Below are 23,615 nucleotides of genomic sequence, written 5' to 3'. Positions count from 1 at the left end.
TATGACGCTCTGGTTCGAGACGGCGCTTCTGCCGGGCGGTTGGGCGCGGCGGGTGCGGGTGACGCTGGCGGGTGGGCGCATCGCGGGCGTGGAGTCGGGCGTCGCGGCGGAGCCGGGCGATGAGCGCCATGCGGTGGGCCTGCCCGGCCTCCCCGATCTGCACAGCCATGCCTTCCAGCGCGCCATGGCGGGGCTGGCCGAGCGACCGGGCGGCGTCGGCCGGGACGACTTCTGGAGCTGGCGCGAGACGATGTACGGCCTCGTCGGCCGCCTGACGCCCGAGGATGTCGCGGTGATCGCCGCGCAGGCCTTCATGGAGATGCTGGAGACCGGCTTCACCCGCGTCGGAGAGTTCCACTATCTCCACCATGATCGCGATGGCCGTCCTTATGCCGAGCCCGCGCGGATGGCGGCGGCGGTGGCGGCGGCTGCGGCGGAAACGGGGATCGCACTCACCCTGTTGCCGGTCTTCTATGCCCATTCGGGCTTCGGCGGCGCGGCGCCTCACGAAGGGCAACGGCGCTTCATCAACGATCTCGACAGCTTCGCCCGGCTGCGGGATGGCTGTGCCGAGGCGCTGAGGCCGCTCGACGGCGCGGTGCTGGGTATTGCCCCCCATTCGCTGCGCGCGGCGACGCCGGAGGAGTTGTCCGCCCTCCTCGCGATGGCGGCGGAGGGGCCGGTCCATATCCACATCGCCGAGCAGGTGCCCGAGGTGGAGGCGTGCCTCGCGTGGAGCGGAGAGCGGCCCGTCGAATGGTTGCTGGGTCATGTTCCGGTCGATGAACGCTGGTGCCTCGTCCACGCTACCCATGTCGAATCGGCCGAGATGGCGGGAATCGAAGCGAGCGGCGCGGTGGTCGGCCTCTGCCCGATCACCGAGGCGAATCTGGGTGATGGACTCTTCCCGGCGGCCGGGTTCGGCGGGCGATTCGGCATCGGCTCCGATTCCAACGTGCGGATCGACGCGGCGGAGGAACTGCGGCTGCTCGAATATGGCCAGCGGCTCGTCCGCCGGCAGCGCAATGTGCTGGCGCGCGACGGTGCCTCGACCGGACGGACGCTGTTCGACCGCGCGCTCGCCGGTGGCGCGCAGGCGCTCGGGGCGGAGGTTCCGGCGCTGACGGAGGGCGCGCCGGCCGATATCGTGGCGCTGGCCGACGATGGCGAGGGCGCGTCCGGCGATGCCCTGCTCGATCGCTGGATCTTCGCGCAAGGCCGCATCGATTCGGTGTGGCGTGCCGGCCGACAGGTCGTCTGCGAGGGACGCCATGTCGCGCGCGACCTCATCGCCCGCCGCTATCGCGAGACGCTGCGCCGCCTCGCTGGCTGATTCACCAACTCGGGCGGAAGCGGCCTTCGAGGCTGTGATCCCCGCCCGGATACCAGAAGCGGCCGAGCGTCACCGGCACCGCGCGGTTCCATGTCCGCCGCTCGACCACGAGGCAGGCTTCGCCCGGCGGCAGGCCGAGATGCCCCGCCACCATCGCGTCGGCGCCGCGCGCAGTGACGCTGTGGCGGGCCTCGGTCCACGGCACGTTGGCGAGCAGCCATTGGCCGGGGCTCACTTTCTCGAGCGGCTGGCGGGCGATGCGCGGTGCCGCCTCGACATTGACCAGCCGCTCCTCGAGCTGAAAGGGCCGCCCGTCGGCGAGGTGCAGCGCCAGCAGGCGGAGTACCGGCGTCTCGTCGGCAACGCCCAGTTCGCCATGGCCCGGCGCCCCCGCCGGCAGCGTGGTGGCGTCGATCAGCCGGTAGCCATAATGGCCGCCGGCGCGATGGACGGCGTCGGCGGCGTCCCAGATCTCGAACACCGGTCGTTCGGTCGCGCGCGGGGTGACGAGGGTGCCGAGCTTGGGCCGCCGTTCGACCAGCCCCTCCGAGGCGAGGCTGCGGATCGCCTTGTGGACGGTCATGCGCGAGGTGGCGTAATGCTCGGTCAGCCGTTGCTCGGGCGGCACCTGCGTGCCCGCGGGCCATCGCCCGTCGAGGATGGCGAGGGCGAGCGCGCGGCGGATCTGGAGCCACAGCGGCCCCTCCCCGTCGAGCGCAGGAATGGCGCCGGCGTTCAAGCGTTGAGCCGCTTTTCGATCGCGAGCCAGAGCTGGTTGACGGCGGCGGTGACCGGAGATCGCGGCGCATAAGCGCCGATCGCGGCATGACGGTCCGCCATCTGCTCGGCGGCGCTGGCCATCGGGATCACCGGCCAGTCGGGCGCGCCCTCGATCGCGGTGCGGTGGGCGGTGCGCCGTCGGTCGGCCATGCTGAACACGGGCAGCACCGGGGTCGAGCCCTTATGCTCGCGGCCGAGATGCTCGCGCACCTCGTCATAGGCCCGGCGCGAGAGGGTGGAAGGGATCATCGGCGTGACGATCAGGCTGGCGGCGCGGATCACCTGATCGCTGGTGGTGCCGAGGCCCGGCGGGCAATCGAGGATGATCCGGTCGTAACGGCGGGCCAGATCGTCCATCAGCTTGCGCAGCCGCTTCTTCTTGTCGAGTTCGGCGAACAGCGTGTCGAGGCTACGGATCGAACGGTCCGCGCCGAGCAGGTCGAGGCCCGGCGTCGCGGTGGGGATGATTGCCTTGTCCGGGTCCAGCTCGCGCTCGATCACCTCGCGGGCTTCCGCCCTGGGGGGCTTGGTGGCGAGGATGAAGGTGGCGGCGCCCTGCGCGTCGAGATCCCAGAGCAGCGTGCGCCGCTTCGAACCGGCCGCCGCCGCCCAGGCCAGATTGACCGCCAGGGTCGTCTTCCCCACGCCGCCCTTGGCGCTGTAAACCGCTATCGTCGCCACGCCGTCCCTCCCTCGTCCATCGGCATAGCGCCAAGTCAGGCGCGACGCATCTCTTCTACGAAAGCCGCGACGCGCCGGGTGAGGCGGTTCGCGGCCTCCGAGAGGCCGGTCGCGCTGTGCTGCATCTCGATCGATCCGACGGCGGCATCCTGCGTGCTGCGGCTGATCTGGCCGATATTGTCGCGGATCTCGGCGCTGGCCGTGGCGGCCTGCCCCGCCCCTTCCGCGATGCCGAGCGTCGCCGCCTGCTGCGCCGCGACCGTCTCCTCCACCGACTGGGCGATGGCGTCGACCGTGGCGATTACCGACTCGATGCCGACATGGCCGACCGCGACCTCGCCGATCGCGGCATGGACCTCCGCGACGTGGCTCGCGACCTTCTCGGCGGCGACGCGGGTCTGGCTGGCGAGGCTGCGCACCTCGCTCGCCACGACCGCGAAGCCCCGGCCCGCCTCGCCGGCGCGGGCCGCCTCGATGGTGGCGTTGATGGCGAGCAGCCCGGTCTTGGAGACGAGGCTGCGGATGAGCGTCAGCACCGTCTCGATCGAGCGGGCGGTCTCGACCAGTTCGGTGGCGCGGGCGGTGCCGGCGGCGACCTGCCCCACCGCCTCGCGGGCGGCGGCCTTGGCGCGCTCGGTGTCGAGGTGGAGACGGTCGAGCGCGGTGGCGAGCGAGCGGCTGCGGTCCGCCACCATCGCCATGCTGTCGCCGGTCTGGACCGCCGCGCTGGCGACGGCGGAGGCGCGCGTGCCGATCGCCTGCGCGCGGTCTGCGGTATCGTGGGCGCGGGTGTCGATCGAAAGGGCGAGGCCGCTCAGCGTGTCGACGAGGCCGGCGACCTCGTTCTCGAACTGGGTGCTGGCGCGGTCCACCCGGTCGAGCCGGTCGGCGCGGTGGCGCATCCGGTCCAGCTCATGGCCGGCGGCGGCGCGGACCAGCGCCTGGTTGAAGATGACGCCATGGAGCCGCCCCTCGCGGGTCAGGATCATGCCCTCGCGCCCGCCGGCGGCGGCGTAGATCTCCAGCAGATCAGGCAGGCTGGTGGCGATGTCGGCCATCGGGCAGGCGCGCACCCGGTCCTTCAGCGAGCCGCCAAACGCCGGATTGCTGAGCAGCGCATGGCCATAAGGGTTGAACAGGATACGGCGGACCTCCTTTTCGAAGATCGCGCCGATCGGATGCCCGTTCTCGTCGATCACGGGCAGCAGGCGGATGTCGGGATGCGTCTGGAACATCTCGATCGCGCTCGCGATGGATGCGCGGATGGAGACGGCGAGCGCGTCGCTGCCGGGCTCGCACAGGGCGGCCGCGGGAAAGGCGTCGGCGATCGGCGTGGAAAGCAGGGCGGTGGCCATGGCGTCGCTCTAGGCCCGCACGGTAAACGCAGCCTTAGGATTTGATGACGGCTACGTTACAATCCGGCGGATTTCCGATGGGAGGGCGCGGCCTCGATGGCCGCGCCCTCCGACCGATCAGAAGCCCTTCTTGAGCGTGACGAACCACTGGCGCGGCGCGCCGGCCAGCAGGGTCTGGCTGTCGCCGCTGGCGGTGAAGCCGTTGGAGCCGATGGTCGAGATATATTTCTTGTCGGTGAGGTTGGTGACGCTCGCCTCGATGGCGAAGCCCTTGAGGAAGCCCTCGTCGCGGAAGGTGTAGCCGATCGAGGCATCCACCAGCACGCGGCTCGGCACCGATTCGTCGTTGAGATAGGTGAAGTAGCGCTTGGTCATATAGTCGGCGCCGATGCGGCCCATGAACCGGCCGTCGTCATAGACGACCTCGCCCTTGAGCATGTGCTTGGGCGTGTCGACCACCGTCTTGCCATCGGTCGCCACCAGCACCTTGCCGGACGCATCGAGCACGTCGTCGGCATATTGGCTGTGGGTGTAGGAATAGCTGGCGAACAACGACACCGGCTTGAGGATGCGATAGTTGGCGGTCAGCTCGGCGCCATAGGTGTGGACCGAGCCGACATTGTTGAGCGTCGCCGGATTGCCCTGGATGCCGGCACCGTTGGAGAAGCTCAGCAGGCGGTTGGTGAAGTCGACATAATAGCCCACCGCCGAGGCCTGGAACGGCCCGGAGCGATAGCGGACGCCGCCTTCATAGGTCTTGGAGCGCTCGGGCTTCAGCGTGCCCTTGATCCCGTCGAAGCCGGCCTGCGTGGTCGAGAACGGCCCGGTCGTCGCCGACGAGACGAAGGCGCGCATATTCTCGGTATAGTCGGCGAACAGCTCGGCCGAGGGCGTCAGGTGGTAGACGATGCCCGCCTGCGGCTGGAACCAGTCCTTCGCGTCGATGCGGCCGCCGGCGAGCGTCTGCACTGTGCCGGGCTGCATATTGGCGCTGTTGATGACGTGCGTGCCCTTCCAGCCGCCGTTCAGCGCGAGCTTGTCGTCGAAGAGCTTGATCGTGTCCTCGACATGATATTGCACCGTCTCGGTGTCGTACTTGCCCGCCCAGTCGGTCTGGAAGGGATTGTCCTGGAACTGGAGCGTCGGCCGGTTCGGCTCGCTCGTGTCGGTCATGCCGTAATAGCGGCGCGCCTGCGTGAAGCTGTTGCTCTCGTACCAGCCGCCCACTTCGAGCGTGTTGATGCCCTTCTCCCAGCGCGCGTCGCTGATGACGCCGCCGCGATGGATGACATATTCGGTGGTGCGGAAGGAGAGCGGCCCCGGATTGGTAATCGCCGCGCCGTCCTGATCCGGCGCGCCGAGCGGCGTGGGCGTATAGGGCGTGATCCACGAGCCCTGGCCCTTGTTGTCGTGATAATAGCCGGTGGTCTTGAGGCTGATATCCGGGGTCAGGTGCGCGTCGAAGGTGACGCCGCCGAGATAATCCCGGCGCAGGCCGCCGGCATCATAATAGCCGTCGTCCACCGTGCCGACGCCGGCCGGGAAGGTGGTGCCGGCCCCCGCCCATGGAAGCGGCGCACCGGCCGCCGCGGCCGCCTGATTCTGGAAGATCTTCCCGAGCTGCACTGCGAGCGCATATTGCCCGGTGAGATTGTCGTCGCGCAGGCCACGGCGCCTGATGATGTCGAGGCTCAAGTCCTGATAGTCGGTCTCACGGCGATCCGAGAAGTTCAGGAAGCCGGTGATGCTGCCGAGGTCGCCGAGATCCTTGACGATCTTGGCGTTGGCCTGATGCTGGCGCTGCGGGCCGTCGCCCTTCCATTTGGTGGTGTGGAGGAAGGCATAGCTCACAGTGCCCTTGAGTCCGCCGCCCAGATCGCCCGAATCGAGGCGGACATAGGCGCGCTCGGTATCGTCGGCGCCATAGGTGCCGGAGGCCTTGATCCCGGCGGTCTCGGCCGGCGCCTGCGAGGTGAACTGGATGGTGCCGCCGAGATTGCTGGTCGACGCCGTGCCGAGCGCGCCCGCGCCCTGCGCCACCTCGGTGCGGCCGACATTCTCGGAGATGATCGCGCGGCTGATGTGGAGGCCGTTGACATTGCCATAGGTCATGTCGCCGAGCGGCACGTCGTCGAGCGTGAAGCCGAGCTGGTTCTGGTTGAAGCCGCGCAGCGAGATGCGGACCGCCCACTCATAGGCGCCGAACGGGTCGGAGGCCTGGAAATTGACGCCCGGCAGCTTCTCGATCGCCTTCAAGGGACTGGAGCCTGGCGTCATCCGCGCGATGTCGATGTCGGTGACGCTCTGCACCTGACGGCTGCGGCCGAAGCCGAGGACGACGATGTCCTGCGCGTTATCGCTCGCGGGTGCGGCATCGGTGGTGGCGGCAGTATCGGCGCTCGACGCGGCGACGTCCGCCAGCAGCGGCGCGGGAATCAGCGCCGCAAAGGCAACACTGGCAAACAGATAGGAAAGGCGATCCATGGTAGCTTCCCAAGCCCGATAGACTGCGGGGTGCATGGCCGTGCTGCATTGCAGCGTAGTGACGGTTCGGTGTCGGTTCGAGATGGGCGGGGAAACGAGCACAAACGCCACACTCCGCCATGATCGGCAGGGCGCGTTTCCATCGATGTCAGGATGTGGTGCCCGGGGACGGAATCGAACCGCCGACACCGTGATTTTCAGTCACGTGCTCTACCAACTGAGCTACCCGGGCCTTCGCTCTCGCGTCAGGCGAGGCGCGCCTATAGGCAGAGCATGGCGGCCCTGTCTAGTCCTCTTCGTCAGCAAATTCCGCCGGGCGGCCCGGCACCCGATATCCCTCGCCCAGCCATTGCAGCAGATCGCGGTCGCGGCAGCCCTGGCTACAGAAAGGCGCATGGGGATCGATGCTCGGCTTGCGGCAGATCGGGCAGCGGTCCGCGCGGCGGACGGGGGCTTCAGGGTTCGACATGGCCTGCCGATATGGCGAGCCCCGGATCGGCCCGCAAGCCGACCGTGCCGCCGGTCGCGCGCGCCAGCGCCTCGATCCAGTCGGGCCGGGCCTCCAGCCGCGCGATCACGGCGGGCGTGGCGACCAGCTTGCGGGCGCCATGTCCCCGCGCGCCGATCCGCAGCAACCGGAGCGCGGCCGTCAGCGCCGGGTCGGAGCGCGCCAGTTCGGGGATCGAGGCGCGCGGGCGCGGGCGGATGATCTGCATGAAGCCGAAGCCGTTGACCGCCGTGCGCTCGAACGGCGGCGGCAGCGTCTCGTCGATGACGGCGGCGGCGGCGGCGCGCTCGGCCTTGGAGCCGAGCGTCGGCAGGTCGAGCCCGATCGAGCCGCCGATGACCAGCCGGCGGATCGCCTCCGCCGCCGCGCGCGCGCCGGCCAGCGCGAGATCGGCGGCGGGCAGCGTGCCGTCGATGTCGAACAGCGCCATGGCGGGCGTTGGCGAGAGGCGCAGCGCGCCGCCGGGGAAATCGATCTCGCCGGTCTCGGCCTGCTCGATCAGCTCGGACCAGCCGGCCTGCTCCAGCCGGTCGGGCTCGTGGGGCGAAAGGCGTCGGATGGGCGCGCCCCCCAGCCGTTCGGCGAGCGTCGGGGCGAAACGCTCGGCGGTGGCGTCGCTGGCGCGGGCGCGGGGGGGCTTGAGGCGGCCGGGCTCGGGGATCGCCTCGCGGACGATCTCGACCAGCAGCGAGCGCCCCTGCGACAGCCCGCGCGGCACGGCATCGAGGATGGCGTCTCCCCGCGCGGTGGAGAGCCATGCGCCCGCGCCGACGCGCTCGCCGAGCTTCGCCGTGACGATCGCCCCGCCGCGCAGCCGGTTATCGAGGCGATCAATCGCCGCTTCGAGGATGATATCGTCTTCGACGAGGGCGGCGCGATGTTCGCCGATCCCCTCGTCGAGGAGCCATTCAGCCAAGTTGGAGCCCCGCCGCGACCAGCAGCGCGCGCGTTTCGAAGAGGGGCAGGCCCATCACGCCCGAATGGCTGCCGGCGAGGCTGCGCACGAAGCTCTCGGCAAAGCCCTGGATGGCATAGCCGCCGGCCTTCCCGTGCCACTCGCCGCCCTCGATATAGGCCTCGATCTCATGCGGGGAGAGGCGCTTGAAGGCGAGCACGCTGGTCGATTCGCGATGGCGCGCACGGCCGTCCGCGTCGATCAGCGTCACCGCCGAATGGACGCGATGCCGCCGCCCTGAGAGCAGCGCGAGGCACTGGCGCGCGGTCTGCTCGTCCTCTGCCTTGGGCAGGATGCGCCGCCCGCAGGCGACCACCGTGTCGCAGCCGATCACCATGGCGTGCGGATGACGCGCGGCCACCGCCGCCGCCTTCTCCGCCGCCAGCCGCCGCGCGTGCGGCAACGGAAGCTCGCGCGGGCGCGGGCTCTCGTCGAGTTCGGCGGGATCGATCGCGTCGGGCGTCACGCCCAGCCGGGCGAGAAGGTCGAGCCGACGCGGGCTCGCGGAAGCCAGAACAAGGCGCATGACGGACCCCGGTGCTGAGGCGACCGCCGGCCGCCCGGCCTTACTTGAAACGATAGGTGATGCGACCCTTGGTCAGGTCATAGGGCGTGAGTTCGACGAGTACTTCGTCGCCGACGAGCACGCGGATGCGGTTCTTGCGCATCTTGCCGGCCGTGTGGCCGAGAATCTCGTGATCGTTTTCGAGGCGCACGCGGAACATGGCGTTGGGCAGAAGCTCCACCACCTGGCCGCGCATCTCGAGAAGTTCTTCTTTCGCCATTAATCCTCTGAATTCTTTCGCGCGCAAAAATGTCTGCGCGCCATAGCGGTTGCGGCCGCCAAAGGGAAGCGTCGCGCCCAGGGAGCGGTTCATCGATCGCACGACTGTGGCAATCGCGCGATTGCCGAGCGCTTCGCTGGGGAATATGGCAGTTCCTACCATGCTCGCCCAGAAGACACGCTATGCGCTGCGCGCCCTCCTCTATCTCGCCGAAGCGGAAACCGGCCGCGCCGTCCAGGTCGGCGATATCGCCACCACCCAGCATGTCCCGCGCAAATATCTGGAGCTGATCCTGCTCGATCTCAAGAAGGGCGGCTTCGTCACCAGCCGGCGCGGACCCGGCGGCGGCTACACGCTCGCGCGGCCCGCGAGCGAGATCAACTTCGCCGAGGTGATCCGGCTGATGGACGGGCCGATCGCGCTGGTGCCCTGCGCCAGCCTCAATTTCTACGAACGTTGCGGCGACTGCCGGGACGAGGCGACCTGCGCGATCCGTCGCGTGATGGCGAAGGTGCGCGAGGATGCCGCGCGGACGCTGGCGGGCACGTCTCTGGCCGATGCCGCCGCCTTCGAGACGCTGGCGGCCTGATCGGGGCGTCGAAAGCAGCGCTTAAGGATACTGATAGATTTTCCCTATTCTCCACTAGGCAAGTAGGGAATAGCGTCTTCTCTCCACCAGGGAGGGATCATCATGCGCCGTTTCGTTCTGGCCGGGCTCGCCGCTTCACTGATGCTGGGGCCGATCGCGCTCGATGCGGCCAAGGCCGCGCCGGCGCCGGCCGAGCTGCTCAACGTATCCTATGATCCGACGCGCGAACTCTATCGCAGCATCGATGACGCTTTCGCGGCGCAGTGGAAGGCGAAGACCGGCCAGCAGGTGACCATCCGCCAGAGCCATGGCGGATCGGGCGCGCAGGCCCGCTCGGTGATCGAGGGCGCCCCCGCCGACGTGGTGACGCTGGCGCTCGGATACGACATCGATTCGATCGCGGACAAGGCGAAGCTGCTGCCGACCAACTGGCAGAAGCGCCTGCCGCACAACAGCACGCCCTATTTCTCGACGATCGTCTTCCTCGTCCGCAAGGGCAACCCCAAGGGCATCCACGACTGGGGCGATCTCATCAAGCCGGGCGTGCAGGTCATCACGCCCAACCCCAAGACCTCGGGCGGGGCGCGCTGGAACTATCTGGCGGCGTGGGGCTATGCGAAGAAGACCTACGGCACGGACGACAAGGTCCGCGACTATATGGTCAAGCTCTTCAGGAATGTGCCGGTGCTCGATTCCGGCGCGCGTGGTGCCACGACCACCTTCGTCCAGCGCGGACAGGGCGACGTTCTGCTGGCCTGGGAGAATGAGGCGTTCCTCGCCGTGAACGAGCTGGGCAAGGGCAAGTTCGACATCGTGGTGCCGTCGGTCTCGATCAAGGCGGAACCGCCGGTCGCGCTGGTCGACGCCAATGTCGACCGCAAGGGCACGCGCAAGGTGGCCGAAGCCTATCTCCAATATCTCTACACGCGCCCCGCGCAGGAGATCATCGCGAAGAACTATTACCGGCCGATCGATCCGGTGGTGGCGGCGAAGACGGCGGCCCGGTTCCCGCGCCTCCAGCTCTTCACCATCGACCGGAACTTCGGCGGCTGGGCTCGCGCGCAGGCGGCGCACTTCGCCGATGGCGGGTCATTCGACCAGGTCTTCGCGGCCGCCAAGCGTTGATCCGTCTATAAAGATGGGGTGGCGGGCGTTGCCGGACGGACGGCGCGCCCGCTCTCTACCACAAGGGGTTTATCCATGCGCATCGCATTTCTCGGCGGCGTTTCGCTTGCCGCGCTTGCCTGCTCGCCGGCGCTGGCCGCGAAGCCGGTGTCCAACGCCGCCATCCTGGAGCGCCTGAACGCGCTGGAGGCGAAGGTCGACCAGCTTCAGACGGAGAATGCCGATCTGCGCCACCAGCTCGACGATCAGAAGGCGACCGTCGCCACCATCCCGGCGCAGGTGACGACCGCCGTCGCGCAGGCCGCGCCGCCGCCCGCCCCGGCCCCCGTCTCCGCACCCGCTCCGGCGGCCAAGCCGCAGGGACAGACGGCGTGGACGATCGTGCCGCAGTTCAGCTCGCCGGACGGCAATTTCACCTTCAAGCCGCGCGGCATCCTCGATGTCGACTATGCCGCGTTCAACGAGCGTCGCGGCGGCTACGACTTCAACAACGGCACGCAAATCCGCCGTGGCCGCTTCGGCTTCGACGGCACCGCCTTCAAACAGTTCGCCTGGCGCATCGAGGGCGAGTGGGTGGGCGGCACCGCCAGCCTGCTCGACGCCTATGTCGCCTATACCGGCACCAGGCATCTCACCGTCACGCTCGGCCAGCTCAAGGTGCCGGCGGGGCTCGAGGCGAACACGTCGGATTCGTTCAACACCTTCCTCGAGCGCGGCATGGCCAACACCGCCTTCGGCCAGGTGGGCGGCGAGCGCCGCGTCGGCCTGACGGTCGCCTATGCGAACAAGCTCGTCACGGCGACCGGCGGCCTCTACGGCGCCAATGAGTCGATCTCGCGCAACGCCACCACGCCCGACGAGGTGTGGGGCTATAACGGCCGCGTGACGATCGAGCCGATCAACACGCACGGCCGCGTGCTGCATCTCGGCGCGTCGGGCTATCATGTGAAGGATCTGGCGGGGAACAGCGTCACGCTCGCCGATCGCCCGAACGTGCGCGTCGACAATGGCAGCCTGGAATCGGCGGCGATCCCCGGCAGTGTCGTCAACGGCGTGCCGGCCGGCGTGAAGAGCGCCACCTATTATGATCTGGAAGGGGCCGGGGTGTTCGGCCCGTTCTCGGTGCAGGGTGAGTATAACCACATGCACCTCGATCGCTTCGCGGCGGCGCCGTCGCTCAATTTCGATGGCTATTACGTCTACGGCACCTTCTTCCTCACCGGCGAATCGCGTAGCTTCGTCAATGGCGTGGTCGATCGCCAGCGGCCGATCCGGCCGTTCGATCCGTCGAAGGGCAATTGGGGCGCGTGGGAGCTGGCGGTCCGCTATGACAAGATCAATCTCACCGACCATGATCTCTCGCCGCTCAACCATGATGGCCAGGCCTGGACGGGCGCCGTGAACTGGTATCTCAACGGCAATCTGAAGCTGATGTTCAACTATATCCGCTTCAAGGGCACCAACTCCACGCTGGTGGCGGCACCGGTGTCGATCAACGGCACCACCGCCAAGGGCGACGCCTTCGCCACGCGGCTGCATCTGGATTTCTGATGAACGCGACGCCGGCTCTTCCCGGCCCGTCCGCGGCGGGCCGGCTTCGCAAGACAGGCAAGAGGACGGCGATGCCCGGCCTCCACCTGACGCTCGGCATGACGCTGCTGTGGCTGGGCCTGCTCGTGCTGCTGCCGATGGCGGCGGTGATCGCGCGCTCGCTGGGGCTCGGGCCGAGGCATTTCGCGGAGGTCGCCTTTTCGGCCCGCGCGCTTGCCGCCTATCGGCTGAGCTTCGGCGCGGCGCTGCTGGCGGCGGCGATCAACGCGGTGTTCGGCTTCGGCATCGCCTGGGTGCTCACCCGCTACCAGTTTCCGGGCAAGAGGCTGGCGAGCGCGCTGGTCGACCTGCCCTTCGCGCTGCCGACGGCGGTGGCGGGCATCGCGCTCACCGCGATCTACGCCAACACCGGCATCATCGGCCGCCCGCTCGCCGCGATCGGCATCCACATCGCCTACAAGCCGGCGGGCGTGGTGCTGGCGTTGATCTTCATCGGCCTGCCCTTCGTGGTCAGGACGGTCGAGCCGGTGCTGGCCGACCTTCCGAAGGACATCGAGGAAGCCGCCGCGACGCTGGGCGCGAGCCGGCTCGCCATCTTCGCGCGCGTGCTGCTGCCCGAAGTGGCGCCGGCGCTGCTCACCGGCTTCGCGCTCGCCTTCGCGCGCGGCGTGGGGGAATATGGCTCGGTGATTTTCATCGCGGGCAACATGCCCTTCGTCTCCGAGATCGCGCCGCTGCTGATCGTGACCCAGCTCGAACAGTTCGATTATGAGGGCGCGACCGCGATCGCGGCGGTGATGCTCGCCATCTCCTTCGCGATGCTGGCGGTCATCAACTTCATCCAGGCGCGCGAGCGGCACTGGCGGGACGGCGGACGATGAGGGCGGCGACCACCGAGCCGCGCGCCGTCCGCGCGCTGCTGATCCTCATCGCGATCGGCTGGCTGGCGCTCGTCATCCTGCTGCCGCTGTTCGCGGTGTTCGTGCAGGCGTTCGAGAAGGGGACCGGCGCCTTCGTCGATGCGATCCTCCAGCCCGACGCGCTGGCCTCGATCCGGCTGACGCTGCTGACGGCGGCGATCGTGGTACCGTTCAACTGCGTGTTCGGCATCGCGGCGGCGTGGGCCGTCGCCAAGCATGATTTCCGCGGGCGCAACCTGCTCGTCAGCCTGATCGACCTGCCCTTCTCGGTGTCGCCGGTGGTGGCGGGGCTGATGTTCGTGCTGCTGTTCGGCGCGAACGGCTGGTTCGGCCCGTGGCTGATGGCGCATGGCATCCGCATCATGTTCGCGGTGCCGGCGATCGTGATCGCCACCGCCTTCGTCACCTTCCCCTATGTGGCGCGCGAGCTGATCCCGCTGATGATCGCGCAGGGCCGCGCCGAGGAGGAGGCGGCGCTGACGCTCGGCGCCAACGGTTTCCAGACATTCTGGCATGTGACGCTGCCCAACATCCGCTGGGGCCTGCTCTATGGCGTGCTGCTCACCAACGCGCGCGCGATGGGCGAGTTCGGCGCGGTGTCGGTGGTGTCGGGGCATATCAGGGGGCTCACCAACACCATGCCGCTGCATGTCGAGGTGCTCTACAACGAGTATAATTTCGTCGGCGCCTTCGCGGTCGCCTCGCTGCTCGCCTGCCTTGCGCTGGTGACGCTGGGGGCGAAGACTCTGCTCGAATGGCGCCACCGCGATGCGCTCGCCGCGACGGGACATTAGAATGACCATTACCATCGACACGCTCGTCAAGACGTTCGGGACGAGTTCGGCGCTGAACGGCGTCAGCCTCGACATCGCCGACGGCGCGTTCGTCGCACTGCTCGGCCCCTCGGGTTCGGGAAAGACGACGCTGCTGCGCATCATCGCGGGGCTGGAGGCGGCCGATTCGGGCCATGTCCTGTTCGGCGGCGAGGATGTGACCGATCGCGCCGTGCAGGATCGCGGCATCGGCTTCGTCTTCCAGCATTATGCGCTGTTCCGCCACATGACGGTCGCGCAGAACATCGCCTTCGGCCTCACGGTGATGAAGCGCCGCCAGCGGCCGGGGAAGGCGGATATCGCCGCCCGCGTCGAGGAACTGCTCGGGCTGGTGCAGTTGCCCGGATTGGGCGAGCGCTTCCCCTCGCAGCTATCCGGCGGCCAGCGACAGCGCGTGGCGCTGGCCCGCGCGCTGGCTCGCGAGCCCAAGATCCTGCTGCTCGACGAGCCGTTCGGCGCGCTCGACACCAAGGTCCGCCGCGAACTGCGGGTCGCGTTGCGCGCGATTCACGATCGCGTCGGCCTCACCTCGATCTTCGTGACCCATGATCGCGAGGAGGCCTTCGCGCTCGCCGACAAGGTGGCGATCCTGTCGAACGGCCGGATCGAGCAATATGGCCCGCCCTCCGAGATCGAGCGGGCGCCGGCCAGCGAGTTCGTGCGCGACTTCGTGATCTGAATCAGGCGCCGGACCGGCTCTCGCCATAGCGGAAGCCGATCCACAGCGTGCGCGGCGTCGCGCGCTCGACGATGTCGTCCCCCGAGATGCCGGCCTCGACGCGCGTGTTGGAGAGATTCTCCGCCCGCGCCTCGATCGCGAGGCCATGGCCGATCGGCACCAGCGCGGTGGCATCGAGCGTCACCGCGCCCTTCAGCGTCTCGGTGTTGAGATCGTCCTCATATTGCGGGCCGATATAGCGCAGCGTCGCCGAGAGATGCGCGATGCGGGGGCTCCAGCCGAGCGTCGCCGAGGCGGAGTGCCTGGCCGTCTGCGCCGGGCGGAGGCCATCGAGCGGGAGCGCCTGCCCCCTCGCCCGCACATGCGCGTCGGTATAGGCGTAGGAGGCGGACAGGCTCCAGAGCCCGAGCACGAGCCGGGCGTCCAGCTCCGCCCCCTTCGAGCTGATCGCGTGGAGATTCTCCCGGATCAGCGTGCGCGCGCCGGTCGGGGCGATCGCGGTGGTGACGTTGCCGATCGCATCCTCCAGCCGGTTGGCGAACAGGGTCGCGCCGACATGGAGATTGGGGAGCGGCTGATAGTCGATGCCGGCGTCCACGCCCTTCAGCCGCTCGGGGGCGAGCAGCGGATTGGCCTGCGTCGTGTCGCTGCCGACGCGATAGCTGCGATAGAGTTCGTTGAGCGTCGGCAGGCGCCAGCCGAGATAGCCCGCCCCGCGCAGCGTGATGGCGCCGTCTCCCGGCTTCCACGCGACACCGCCCCGCCCGGTCGGCCGCCAGCCCGCGCGATTCGGATAGGCGGTGTCGGTGAGCACCGCGCCGCTCGCCAGCGCGTGCTGATGGAGGAAGCCGTCCATGATCCGCCAGCGATCGATGCGGCCGCCGGCGGTGAGCGTCAGCCCGTCGAGCGGCTCGGCGCTGGCCTCCGCGAAGCCGCCGACGGTGAGCGACTTGCCGCCCGCCGCGCGGCCGTTGACCGGCGATCCGGCGACGAACTGGTACAGCTCGTCCGTCTCGCCGGTGACGTAGCGCGTGTCGCCGCCGAGGCGGAGCTGGATCGTCTCGCCCACCGGGGGGCGGATCTCGAAGCGGCCGCCGAGCCCGGTCGAGGGCACCGAATATTGGTCGAGCGTTTCGGTCGCGACGGTGCGCGATGCGTTCACCGAGGCGAAGCCCGCCGAGAAGTCGCGCGCCTGCACATAGGCGGTCGCCTCATAGCCCCAGCGGCCATGGCCGATCAGGCGCAGGCTCGCATCCTCGCCCTCGGTGCGGTTGGGCTGGAAGGGGGTGCCGCGGCTGCGATGATCGGTGAAGACGAGGCCGGAGGCCTGCAACTCGCTGTCCGCGCCGACCGGGATCACCGCGCGGCCGGCGATGCTCGCCTGTTCATAGTCGGCCGGCTCGTCGACCGGGCCGCGATCCGCCTTCACGATCGGCACGAAGCCGTCGCCGCGCGCGTAGCTCGCCGAGAGGAAGCCGGTGCCGCCGCCCATCTGCCCGGAAACGCCGGCGTGAGCATCGGCCGACGCGCGGCTGCCATAAGCGAGATCGGCCCAGACGGGCGCGAGCTGCTGCGGTGTCGCGCTGGAAAGCTCGATCGTGCCGGCGAGCGCACCGGGGCCGGCCGTGCCCGATCCGCCGCCGCGCGTCACGCGGACGAGGCCGATCCGCTCGGGATCGATCGCCGAGAAGCTCTCCCATCCGCCGAACGGATCGATGAAAGGCACGCCGTCCAGCGTGATGAGCGCGCGCGACGAGGCGTTGCCGCCGAGCCCCCGGAGCGTCGCGCCCTGGCTGGTCGGCTGCGCCGAGCGCGAATCGGAGCGGCGGAACTGCGCGAAGCCGGCGACGTCGCGCAGCACATCCTCCAGCCGCCCGCTGGCGACGGCCTGGAGCCGGTCATGATCGATCGTCGCGACGTCATAGGCGGCGTCGCCCGGCGTCTGCGGCAGGCTGGCGCCGGTGACGAGGATATCCTGCGGCAGCGACTGGGCGAAAGCGGGCGCGGCCAGCGCCACGGCGGAGAGAAGACAGAGACGCATCCGCAGCGTGATGGCACAGCAGGCCCGGAGCGCAAATAGTTGGACTGACAAGTATGTCATGCCAATCAGGGGCCATGGACTCCCGCCGCTTTCGCTCGATGTCGATCCTTGCCGGCGCGCTGCTGTTGATCGCCGCGCTGTTGCTTTGGGGCGCGGGGATCGATGTCGGGCTGCACCGTGACTGGAGGCTCGACGCGGAGGGGCCATGGGTGCAGCCGGCGCGCTGGCTCAGCCTGTTCGGTGGGCTGAAGGGGATGGGGCCGATCGGGCTCGCCGCTGCCTTATGGCTGCTCTGGCGGCATCGCGGACGGGACGCGCTGTGGCTGGTGCTGAGCGTCGGCAGCGGGCGGCTGATGGTCGAGGGCATCAAGCTCCTCATCCGGCGTTCGCGCCCGCCGATGGCGGATCATCTCGATGCGGTGTCGTCCTGGAGCTTCCCCAGCTCGCACAGCGCGGGGACGATGATGACCTGCCTCGCGCTCGCTCTGCTGGCGGGAGGGCGCTGGCTGGCCGTCGGCGTGGCGCTGGTCGTAGCGGGGCTGGTCGGCTGGAGCCGGGTGGCGCTCGGCGTCCACTGGCCGAGCGACGTGCTGGCGGGTTGGGGCTTCGGGCTGCTCTGGATCGGGCTCTGGATGCGTCAGGGCGGGCCGATGCGATCCGGGTGAGCGGCGGCGAAGGCCTCGATGTCCGCGCAGCGCGCATCGATTGCCACCAGCTTGGGATAGGCGTCCAGCGGCACGGCGAAGCGCCGCGCGTTGTAGATCTGCGGCACGAGGCAGAGATCGGGCAGCCCCGGCGTCTCCCCCGCGAGGAAAGGCGTGGTGCCAGCCAGCGCCTCCAGAGCGGTGAAGCCCTCGGTCATCCAGTGGGTCAGCCAGCGCTGCCGCTCGTCGGCATCGGCGTGCAGCTCCTGCTCCAGCCAGCGCATCATCCGCAGATTGTTGATGGGCGCGATGTCGCACGCGACGACGAGCGCCTTGGCCAGCGCGGCGCTGCGTGCCAGCGGATCGGCCGGAAGCAGCGCGGGCTCGGGGAAGCGCCGGTCGAGATAGTCGATGATCGCGACGCTCTGGATCAGCCTCTGCCCGTCGATCTCCAGCGTCGGCAGCATCCCCTGCGGATCGATCGCGCGATAGGCCTCGCTCTTGTGCTCGGAAGTGAGCAGGTTCACGGGCACCGCCTCATAGGCGAGGCCCTTGAGGTTGAGCGCGATCCGCACGCGATAGGCCGCGGACGAGCGCCAATAGTCGTGAAGGCGGATAGTCGGTTGGGTCATGCGGCTATCCGCCCTCCGGGATGTCGATCAGCCGACGGCGTGTCCGGCCAGCGCCGCCAGTAGCAGAAGGGCGACGATGTTGGTGATCTTAATCATCGGGTTCACGGCCGGCCCGGCGGTGTCCTTGTAGGGATCGCCGACCGTGTCTCCGGTGACGGCGGCCTTGTGGGCCTCCGATCCCTTGCCGCCGTAATTGCCGTCCTCGATGAACTTCTTGGCGTTGTCCCACGCGCCGCCGCCCGACGTCATCGAGAGCGCCACGAACAGGCCCGAGACGATCACGCCGAGCAACAGCGCGCCGAGCGAGGCGAAGCCGTTCTCCGGCCCCGCCACGAAGCGGATCACGAAGAAGACGAGGATCGGCGCCAGCACCGGCAGCAGGCTGGGGACGATCATCTCCTTGATCGCCGCGCGGGTGACGAGATCGACGGTGCGGGCATAGTTGGGCCGCGCCGTGCCCTCCATGATGCCGGGATTGTCGCGGAACTGCGCGCGCACCTCCTCGACCACCGCGCCCGCCGCGCGGCCGACCGCCGTCATCCCCATCGCGCCGAACAGATAAGGCAGCAGCGCGCCCAGCAGCAGGCCGACGATGACATAGGGGTTGGACAGCGAGAAATCGACGTGGAGATCGGGGAAGAAGGTCGAGAGGTCGGTGGTGTAGGCGCCGAACAGCACGAGCGCGGCAAGCCCCGCCGATCCGATCGCATAGCCCTTGGTGACGGCCTTGGTGGTGTTGCCCACCGCATCGAGCGCGTCGGTGCGGGTGCGGACGTCATGCTCCAGCCCCGCCATCTCGGCGATGCCGCCGGCATTGTCGGTGACGGGACCATAGGCGTCGAGCGCCACCACCATGCCGGCCAGCGCCAGCATCGCGGTCGCGGCGAAGGCGATGCCGATCACGCCCGCGATCTGGAAGGTCGCGATCACCGCGACGACGATCACCAGCGTCGGCAGCGCGGTCGCCTCGAGGCTGACGGCGAGGCCTTGGATCACGTTGGTGCCGTGGCCGGTCTGCGAGGCGAAGGCGATCGACTTCACCGGGCGATAGTTGGTGCCGGTATAATATTCGGTGATCCACACCAGCAGCCCGGTGACGGCGAGCCCGATCAGCGTACACCAGAACAGGCTCATGCCGGTGATCGCCTGCGCGCCGGCCGGGCCGGTGCGCGCGAACAGCGTGTGGTGGAGATCGCCCAGCGCATATTGGGCGGAGAAGTAGATGGCCGGGATCGCCAGCACCACCGACGTCCAGAAACCCTTGTAGAGCGCCCCCATGATCGAGCCGGAGCCCAGCCGCACCAGATAGGTGCCGATGATCGAGGTGATGATGCACACCCCGCCGATCAGCAGCGGCAGCGCCATCAAGCGCAGCGTCGCTTGCGGATCGCCGCTGCCGACGAGCAGGGCGATCGACACCATGGTGACGCCGAGGGTGACGACATAGGTTTCGAACAGGTCGGCCGCCATGCCGGCGCAGTCGCCGACATTGTCGCCGACATTGTCCGCGATCACGGCGGGGTTGCGGGGGTCGTCCTCGGGGATGCCGGCCTCGACCTTGCCGACGAGATCCGCGCCGACGTCGGCCGCCTTGGTGAAGATGCCGCCGCCCAGACGCGCGAAGATCGAGATCAGCGAGGCACCGAAGCTGAGCGCCACCAGCGCGTCGACCACGGTGCGGTCACGCGGGTCGCCCGGCACATGGCCGCCGGGGCCGACGAGATACCAGAAGAACACCGAGATCGCGAGCAGCCCGAGCCCCGCCACCAGCAGGCCGGTGACCGCACCCGAGCGGAAGGCGGCGGTGAGGCCGCCCTGGAGGCTGTGGCGCGCGGCCTCGGCGGTACGGACATTGGCGCGCACCGAGATGTTCATGCCGATGAAGCCGGTCAGCCCCGACAGGATCGCGCCGAGCAGGAAACCGACGGCGGAGACAGGCCCGAGGAAATAGAAGACGATGATCGCCACGACGACGCCGACGATCGCGATCGTGCGGTACTGGCGGGCCAGATAGGCGCGGGCGCCTTCCTGAATGGCGCCGGCGATTTCGACCATGCGCGGGTTGCCGGCGGGAAGGGCCAGCAATTGCCGGCTGGTTATCAGGCCGTACAGCACGGCCAGCACGCCGCAGACTATGGCCCCGTAGACGACGATCATAGGCAGTTCCTCCTCGAAGGCCCTGGTTGGATCGCCGCTGCCCACGTTTGCCGGGGTCGGCCGGCGCGAAGGCCTTGGGCCAAGTTAGAACGGCAAGTGAGGGACTTGGCAAGTCACGCCATCGATCCGCCCGGCGCGTGGACATAGCCGAGCCGGCCGGGAAGCGGCACCGGATCGGCGCGGTCGTGGAGGGTTATCCCCGTTCCGGGGGCGAAACATCCGATGCGGCGGGCATCGAGCCGCAGCTCCACGATCGCTCCGCGTTCGGTGGGGGCGGCCGCGAGGATCAGGGCATAATCGTCGCCGGCGGTGACGGCGGCGAGGCGCGCGGCGCGATCCTCGCCCGCGAAGGCGGTGAGCGCGGGCGAGCGCGGCACGGTCGCGAGGTTGATGACCACCGACAGGCCGGAGGCGGTGGCGATGCGGCTGGCGTCGATCAGCAGCCCGTCGGACACGTCGGCCATGGCGTGCGCGTGGGGGGCGAGCGCCCTCCCCTCGGCGAGCAGCGGCCGCGGGCGGCGATAGGCGGCGAGCAGTTCGGCCGGCCCCTCCGCCCCCCGCGCGATGGCGAGCCCGGCGCCGGCCTCGCCGATCCGGCCGACGAGCCAGAGATCGTCGCCTTCCTTCGCGCCTCGCCGATCGGGCGCATAGGCCGAGCGGCCGAGCGCGGTGAGCCCGATCATGCGCGGTGCGCCTTCCGGGGCGGACACGGTGTCGCCGCCGAGCAGCGGCACGTCGAAATGGCGGAGCGCCATGGCGAGGCCGTCGACAAAGGCGGCATCCCAATCCGCCGCGCCCAGCGGGTAGCCGAGCAGCACGCCCTCCGGCACGGCGCCCTTGGCGGCGAGATCGGAGAGATTCACCGCCAGCAGCTTCCACGCCACGTCGGCGGGCGGATCGGTGGGAAGATAATGGACGCCCTCGACGATCATGTCGTGGGTCAGCACGAGGTTGCCCAGCACCGCCGCATCGTCGGCGAGGCCCCGCGCGGCGGGGTGGGTGGCGATGGCGCGAAGGCGCTCTATGAAGTCGTGCTCGGCCATGGCGACCCATTTCTAGACAGAAAAGGGGCCGCCCGGCGAGAGGATGCCTTTATAAGCCTCTCGCCGTCATGCCGGATCAAGTCCGGGTGACGATTGGTGCGTTACCGCTACGCGCGCACCGTCTTGGCGATCGCGTCGAGCAGGCCGTTGACGAAGCCCTTCTCGCGCTTGTCGTAGAAGGCGGCCGCCACGTCGACATATTCGGAGATGGCCGTCGCCACCGACACATCGGGGCGGGCGAGCAGCTCATAGGCCCCGGCGCGCAGGATCTGGCGCATCGGCTTGTCGAGGCGGTCCATCGTCCAGCCGGCGGCGAGGCGGGCGGCGATCAGCGCGTCCAGCTCCTCGCGGCGAGCATCGACGCCCTTCACCACATCGTCGAAGAAGCTCACCTCGGCGTCGGCATATTCGACATCGTCGATGGTGGCGCCGAGGCGGTGCTGGTGGAACTCGGTGAGGAGCAGGACGAGCGGCGTGCCCTCCATCTCCTGCTGGTAGAGCGCCTGGACGGCGGCGAGCCGTGCCGCCGAGCGGGCGCGGGAGCGTGCGGGTTTCTGGGTCATGATCTCTTACTGTTGCAGCCGCAGCGCGACCGAGCGGCCGTGCGCGGGGAGCCCCTCCGCCTCCGCCAGCGCGACGGCGGCAGGGCCGATGCGCTGGATCGAGGAGGCGTCGCAGGCGAGGAAGCTGGTGCGCTTCATGAAATCGAGCACCGACAGGCCCGACGCGAAGCGCGCGCGCCGGCCGGTGGGAAGCACATGGTTCGGCCCGCCGACATAATCGCCGACGGCTTCGGGCGTATGCCGGCCGAGGAAGACGGAGCCGGCATGGCGGACTTTGGCGAACAGGGGCTCGGGATCTTCGACGGCCAGTTCCAGATGCTCGGGCGCGAGCCGGTCGCAGAGCGGGATGGCTTGGCGCAGATCGGGCACGAGGATGATCGCGCCATTGTCCGCCCAGCTCTGCGTCGCGACCGTGCCGGTGGCGAGCGTTTCGAGCTGGCGGGCGACCGCTTCGGCCACCTTGTCGGCGAAGGCCGCATCATCGGTGAACAGGATCGACTGGCTGGTGGGATCATGCTCGGCCTGGCTGAGCAGGTCGGCGGCGATCCATTCGGGGTCGTTCCGGCCGTCCGCGACGACGACGATCTCGGAGGGGCCTGCCACCATGTCGATGCCGACGCGCCCATAAAGCTGGCGCTTGGCTTCGGCCACCCAGGCGTTGCCGGGGCCGACGATCACGTCCACCGGCGCGACCCGCTCGGTGCCATAAGCCAGCGCGCCGACCGCCTGTGCGCCGCCGATGCGGAACATCTCGTCGACGCCCGCGATCTCGGCCGCCGCGAGGACGAGCGGGTTGAGCACGCCCTTCGGCGTCGGCACCACCATCGCGAGCCGCCCGACGCCCGCCACCTTGGCGGGGATCGCGTTCATCAGCACCGAGGAGGGGTAGGCCGCGCGACCACCGGGCACATAGAGGCCCGCCGAATCGACCGCGCTCCAGCGCGCGCCGATGCGGACGCCGGCGGCATCGGTGTGATCGCGATCCTCGGGGCGCTGGGCCGCGTGATAGACGCGGATGCGTTCCGCCGCGAGCTCGATCGCTTCACGGAGCTTGGGCTCCAGCCCGTCGAGCGCGGCGCGGCGGGTGGCCTTGTCGATCTCCCAGCCGCTCGTCGCGAGGTCATGGCCGTCGAACTTCAGCGTCCGTTCGGCCACCGCCGCATCGCCGCGCGCGCGGACATCGGCCAGAATCTCGGAGACGGCGGCGGAGACATCCGCATCCGCCTCGCGCCGGGCGTCGACCAGCGCGGCGAAATCGGCCTCGAAGCCCGCATCGGCGGCGTTCAGCCTAAGCGGCATCGCGCATCTCCTGCGCGGCGGCGCGGAAGCCCGCGACCAGCGGCCCGAGCGTGTCCGCGCGCGTCTTGAAGGCGGCGCGGTTGACGATCAGGCGGGCGGAGACCTCGGCGATCGTTTCGACCTCGACGAGGCCGTTCTCGACCAGCGTGCGGCCCGAGGAGACGAGATCGACGATCCGGCTGGCGAGGCCCAGCACGGGGGCGATCTCCATCGCGCCGTTGAGTTTCACGCACTCGGCCTGCACGCCGCGCGCCTCGAAATGGCGCCGCGTGATCGAGGGATATTTGGTCGCGACGCGGACATGGCTCCATTCGCGCGGATCGTCGCCCTCGGCCATGCCCCTGGGCTCGGCGACCGAGATGCGGCAATGGCCGATGCCGAGATCGACCGGGGCATACAGCTCCGAATAATCGAACTCCATCAGCACATCGGAGCCGACGATGCCGAGCTGCGCCGCGCCATGCGCGACGAAGGTGGCGACATCGAAGGCGCGGACGCGGATCAGCTCGATGTCGGCGCGATCGGTCTTGAAGCGCAGCGCGCGCGAATCCGGGTCGCTGAACGCCGGTTCGGGGCGAATACCGGCGCGCGCCAGCATGGGCAGCGCCTCCGTCAGAATGCGCCCCTTCGGCACGGCGAGGATCACGGGCTCAGGCAT

General features: G+C 69.3%; 23 protein-coding genes and 1 tRNA gene. 8 read left to right on the top strand and 16 right to left on the bottom strand.

Annotated features, from left to right (window positions below; all coding sequences use genetic code 11):
- Position 1 precedes the first annotated feature (1 nt).
- Complete coding sequence (locus FHS98_RS14240) at positions 2-1,333, top strand: formimidoylglutamate deiminase (protein ID WP_167106361.1); 1,332 nt, start codon at positions 2-4, stop codon at positions 1,331-1,333.
- Position 1,334: 1 nt separating this feature from the next.
- On the opposite strand, the gene FHS98_RS14235 is transcribed toward FHS98_RS14240, so the two are convergent.
- The 9 genes from FHS98_RS14235 to infA all read right to left on the bottom strand — a co-directional run bounded on the left by FHS98_RS14235 (position 1,335) and on the right by infA (position 8,881).
- Entirely contained in the window at positions 1,335-2,072 is a 738-nt protein-coding gene (locus tag FHS98_RS14235) for a UTRA domain-containing protein (RefSeq protein ID WP_167106358.1), read from the bottom strand.
- Complete coding sequence (locus FHS98_RS14230; protein ID WP_167106355.1) at positions 2,069-2,794, bottom strand: AAA family ATPase; 726 nt, start codon at positions 2,792-2,794, stop codon at positions 2,069-2,071. The genes FHS98_RS14235 and FHS98_RS14230 overlap by 4 nt, the downstream gene beginning before the upstream one ends.
- Before the next feature lie 35 nt (positions 2,795-2,829).
- Positions 2,830-4,149, bottom strand: coding sequence for a methyl-accepting chemotaxis protein (locus FHS98_RS14225; RefSeq protein WP_167106352.1), 1,320 nt, complete (start codon positions 4,147-4,149; stop codon positions 2,830-2,832).
- Positions 4,150-4,266: 117 nt separating this feature from the next.
- Positions 4,267-6,633: a TonB-dependent receptor gene (locus FHS98_RS14220; RefSeq protein ID WP_167106337.1), complete on the bottom strand. Its 2,367-nt coding sequence runs from the start codon at positions 6,631-6,633 to the stop codon at positions 4,267-4,269.
- A 156-nt stretch (positions 6,634-6,789) separates the two neighbouring features.
- A tRNA-Phe gene (locus FHS98_RS14215) sits at positions 6,790-6,865 on the bottom strand.
- A 54-nt stretch (positions 6,866-6,919) separates the two neighbouring features.
- Positions 6,920-7,102, bottom strand: a complete 183-nt coding sequence (locus FHS98_RS14210) for a DNA gyrase inhibitor YacG (RefSeq protein WP_167106334.1) — start codon at positions 7,100-7,102, stop codon at positions 6,920-6,922.
- Positions 7,089-8,057 (bottom strand): ribonuclease, encoded by a 969-nt coding sequence (locus FHS98_RS14205; protein WP_167106331.1) that lies wholly within the window; start codon positions 8,055-8,057, stop codon positions 7,089-7,091. Before FHS98_RS14205 ends, FHS98_RS14210 begins: the two co-directional genes overlap by 14 nt.
- A complete protein-coding gene (locus FHS98_RS14200; RefSeq protein ID WP_167106328.1) occupies positions 8,050-8,622 on the bottom strand; it encodes a Maf family protein in 573 nt (190 codons plus the stop codon). The genes FHS98_RS14205 and FHS98_RS14200 overlap by 8 nt, the downstream gene beginning before the upstream one ends.
- A 40-nt stretch (positions 8,623-8,662) precedes the next feature.
- Entirely contained in the window at positions 8,663-8,881 is a 219-nt protein-coding gene (infA, locus tag FHS98_RS14195) for a translation initiation factor IF-1 (protein WP_003049127.1), read from the bottom strand.
- A 160-nt stretch (positions 8,882-9,041) separates the two neighbouring features.
- Between infA and FHS98_RS14190 the strand changes: the two genes are divergently transcribed.
- From FHS98_RS14190 to FHS98_RS14165, 6 genes are all read left to right on the top strand, one after another.
- Positions 9,042-9,470: an RrF2 family transcriptional regulator gene (locus FHS98_RS14190; protein ID WP_167106796.1), complete on the top strand. Its 429-nt coding sequence runs from the start codon at positions 9,042-9,044 to the stop codon at positions 9,468-9,470.
- A 102-nt stretch (positions 9,471-9,572) separates the two neighbouring features.
- Positions 9,573-10,595 (top strand): sulfate ABC transporter substrate-binding protein, encoded by a 1,023-nt coding sequence (locus tag FHS98_RS14185; RefSeq protein ID WP_167106325.1) that lies wholly within the window; start codon positions 9,573-9,575, stop codon positions 10,593-10,595.
- Positions 10,596-10,670: 75 nt separating this feature from the next.
- The gene (locus FHS98_RS14180; RefSeq protein WP_167106321.1) at positions 10,671-12,146 is read left to right on the top strand and encodes a porin; all 1,476 of its coding nucleotides are present in this window, start codon (positions 10,671-10,673) and stop codon (positions 12,144-12,146) included.
- Entirely contained in the window at positions 12,146-13,027 is an 882-nt protein-coding gene (gene cysT / locus FHS98_RS14175; protein WP_167106318.1) for a sulfate ABC transporter permease subunit CysT, read from the top strand. Before FHS98_RS14180 ends, cysT begins: the two co-directional genes overlap by 1 nt.
- On the top strand, positions 13,024-13,860 hold the full coding sequence (cysW, locus tag FHS98_RS14170; protein ID WP_167106315.1) for a sulfate ABC transporter permease subunit CysW: 837 nt from the start codon (positions 13,024-13,026) through the stop codon (positions 13,858-13,860). Before cysT ends, cysW begins: the two co-directional genes overlap by 4 nt.
- A gap of 1 nt (position 13,861) precedes the next feature.
- A complete protein-coding gene (locus tag FHS98_RS14165; protein ID WP_167106312.1) occupies positions 13,862-14,578 on the top strand; it encodes a sulfate/molybdate ABC transporter ATP-binding protein in 717 nt (238 codons plus the stop codon).
- 1 nt (position 14,579) lies between these two features.
- Here the strand turns inward: FHS98_RS14165 and FHS98_RS14160 are convergent, their stop codons facing one another.
- Positions 14,580-16,619 carry a TonB-dependent receptor gene (locus tag FHS98_RS14160; RefSeq protein WP_167106309.1) on the bottom strand — a complete coding sequence of 680 codons (2,040 nt, stop codon included), beginning with the start codon at positions 16,617-16,619 and terminating at the stop codon, positions 14,580-14,582.
- Between the two features lie 74 nt (positions 16,620-16,693).
- Between FHS98_RS14160 and FHS98_RS14155 the strand changes: the two genes are divergently transcribed.
- The gene (locus FHS98_RS14155) at positions 16,694-17,284 is read left to right on the top strand and encodes a phosphatase PAP2 family protein (protein WP_243848038.1); all 591 of its coding nucleotides are present in this window, start codon (positions 16,694-16,696) and stop codon (positions 17,282-17,284) included.
- Here the strand turns inward: FHS98_RS14155 and maiA are convergent.
- From maiA to hisG, 6 genes are all read right to left on the bottom strand, one after another.
- Positions 17,257-17,895 (bottom strand): maleylacetoacetate isomerase, encoded by a 639-nt coding sequence (gene maiA / locus FHS98_RS14150; protein ID WP_167106304.1) that lies wholly within the window; start codon positions 17,893-17,895, stop codon positions 17,257-17,259. The genes FHS98_RS14155 and maiA overlap by 28 nt on opposite strands.
- 27 nt (positions 17,896-17,922) lie before the next feature.
- Positions 17,923-20,052 (bottom strand): sodium-translocating pyrophosphatase, encoded by a 2,130-nt coding sequence (locus FHS98_RS14145; RefSeq protein WP_167106302.1) that lies wholly within the window; start codon positions 20,050-20,052, stop codon positions 17,923-17,925.
- A gap of 113 nt (positions 20,053-20,165) precedes the next feature.
- A complete protein-coding gene (thiL, locus tag FHS98_RS14140; RefSeq protein ID WP_167106299.1) occupies positions 20,166-21,095 on the bottom strand; it encodes a thiamine-phosphate kinase in 930 nt (309 codons plus the stop codon).
- 107 nt (positions 21,096-21,202) lie between these two features.
- The gene (nusB, locus tag FHS98_RS14135; RefSeq protein ID WP_167106295.1) at positions 21,203-21,658 is read right to left on the bottom strand and encodes a transcription antitermination factor NusB; all 456 of its coding nucleotides are present in this window, start codon (positions 21,656-21,658) and stop codon (positions 21,203-21,205) included.
- 6 nt (positions 21,659-21,664) lie between these two features.
- Entirely contained in the window at positions 21,665-22,957 is a 1,293-nt protein-coding gene (gene hisD / locus FHS98_RS14130) for a histidinol dehydrogenase (protein ID WP_167106292.1), read from the bottom strand.
- A complete protein-coding gene (hisG, locus tag FHS98_RS14125; RefSeq protein ID WP_167106289.1) occupies positions 22,947-23,615 on the bottom strand; it encodes an ATP phosphoribosyltransferase in 669 nt (222 codons plus the stop codon). The genes hisD and hisG overlap by 11 nt, the downstream gene beginning before the upstream one ends.

Origin of the sequence: Sphingomonas oligoaromativorans, from assembly GCF_011762195.1 — a bacterium.
In the GTDB taxonomy this organism is placed as follows: domain Bacteria; phylum Pseudomonadota; class Alphaproteobacteria; order Sphingomonadales; family Sphingomonadaceae; genus Solisphingomonas; species Solisphingomonas oligoaromativorans.
Note: the sequence above shows the minus strand (reverse complement) of the source record. Positions and strands in the feature narration are given on the sequence as shown.

Bases quoted from the DNA above. Each gene is read 5' to 3' on its own strand.
- hisD (WP_167106292.1), bottom strand. From the start codon at position 22,957: ATGCCGCTTAGGCTGAACGCCGCCGATGCGGGCTTCGAGGCCGATTTC.
- FHS98_RS14220 (WP_167106337.1), bottom strand. From the start codon at position 6,633: ATGGATCGCCTTTCCTATCTGTTTGCCAGTGTTGCCTTTGCGGCGCTG.
- hisG (WP_167106289.1), bottom strand. From the start codon at position 23,615: ATGCCTGAGCCCGTGATCCTCGCCGTGCCGAAGGGGCGCATTCTGACG.
- FHS98_RS14190 (WP_167106796.1), top strand. From the start codon at position 9,042: ATGCTCGCCCAGAAGACACGCTATGCGCTGCGCGCCCTCCTCTATCTC.
- FHS98_RS14210 (WP_167106334.1), bottom strand. From the start codon at position 7,102: ATGTCGAACCCTGAAGCCCCCGTCCGCCGCGCGGACCGCTGCCCGATC.
- thiL (WP_167106299.1), bottom strand. From the start codon at position 21,095: ATGGCCGAGCACGACTTCATAGAGCGCCTTCGCGCCATCGCCACCCAC.
- FHS98_RS14155 (WP_243848038.1), top strand. From the start codon at position 16,694: ATGGACTCCCGCCGCTTTCGCTCGATGTCGATCCTTGCCGGCGCGCTG.
- FHS98_RS14165 (WP_167106312.1), top strand. From the start codon at position 13,862: ATGACCATTACCATCGACACGCTCGTCAAGACGTTCGGGACGAGTTCG.
- cysW (WP_167106315.1), top strand. From the start codon at position 13,024: ATGAGGGCGGCGACCACCGAGCCGCGCGCCGTCCGCGCGCTGCTGATC.
- FHS98_RS14180 (WP_167106321.1), top strand. From the start codon at position 10,671: ATGCGCATCGCATTTCTCGGCGGCGTTTCGCTTGCCGCGCTTGCCTGC.
- FHS98_RS14145 (WP_167106302.1), bottom strand. From the start codon at position 20,052: ATGATCGTCGTCTACGGGGCCATAGTCTGCGGCGTGCTGGCCGTGCTG.
- FHS98_RS14185 (WP_167106325.1), top strand. From the start codon at position 9,573: ATGCGCCGTTTCGTTCTGGCCGGGCTCGCCGCTTCACTGATGCTGGGG.
- maiA (WP_167106304.1), bottom strand. From the start codon at position 17,895: ATGACCCAACCGACTATCCGCCTTCACGACTATTGGCGCTCGTCCGCG.
- FHS98_RS14160 (WP_167106309.1), bottom strand. From the start codon at position 16,619: ATGCGTCTCTGTCTTCTCTCCGCCGTGGCGCTGGCCGCGCCCGCTTTC.
- nusB (WP_167106295.1), bottom strand. From the start codon at position 21,658: ATGACCCAGAAACCCGCACGCTCCCGCGCCCGCTCGGCGGCACGGCTC.
- cysT (WP_167106318.1), top strand. From the start codon at position 12,146: ATGAACGCGACGCCGGCTCTTCCCGGCCCGTCCGCGGCGGGCCGGCTT.
- FHS98_RS14225 (WP_167106352.1), bottom strand. From the start codon at position 4,149: ATGGCCACCGCCCTGCTTTCCACGCCGATCGCCGACGCCTTTCCCGCG.
- FHS98_RS14200 (WP_167106328.1), bottom strand. From the start codon at position 8,622: ATGCGCCTTGTTCTGGCTTCCGCGAGCCCGCGTCGGCTCGACCTTCTC.
- FHS98_RS14240 (WP_167106361.1), top strand. From the start codon at position 2: ATGACGCTCTGGTTCGAGACGGCGCTTCTGCCGGGCGGTTGGGCGCGG.
- infA (WP_003049127.1), bottom strand. From the start codon at position 8,881: ATGGCGAAAGAAGAACTTCTCGAGATGCGCGGCCAGGTGGTGGAGCTT.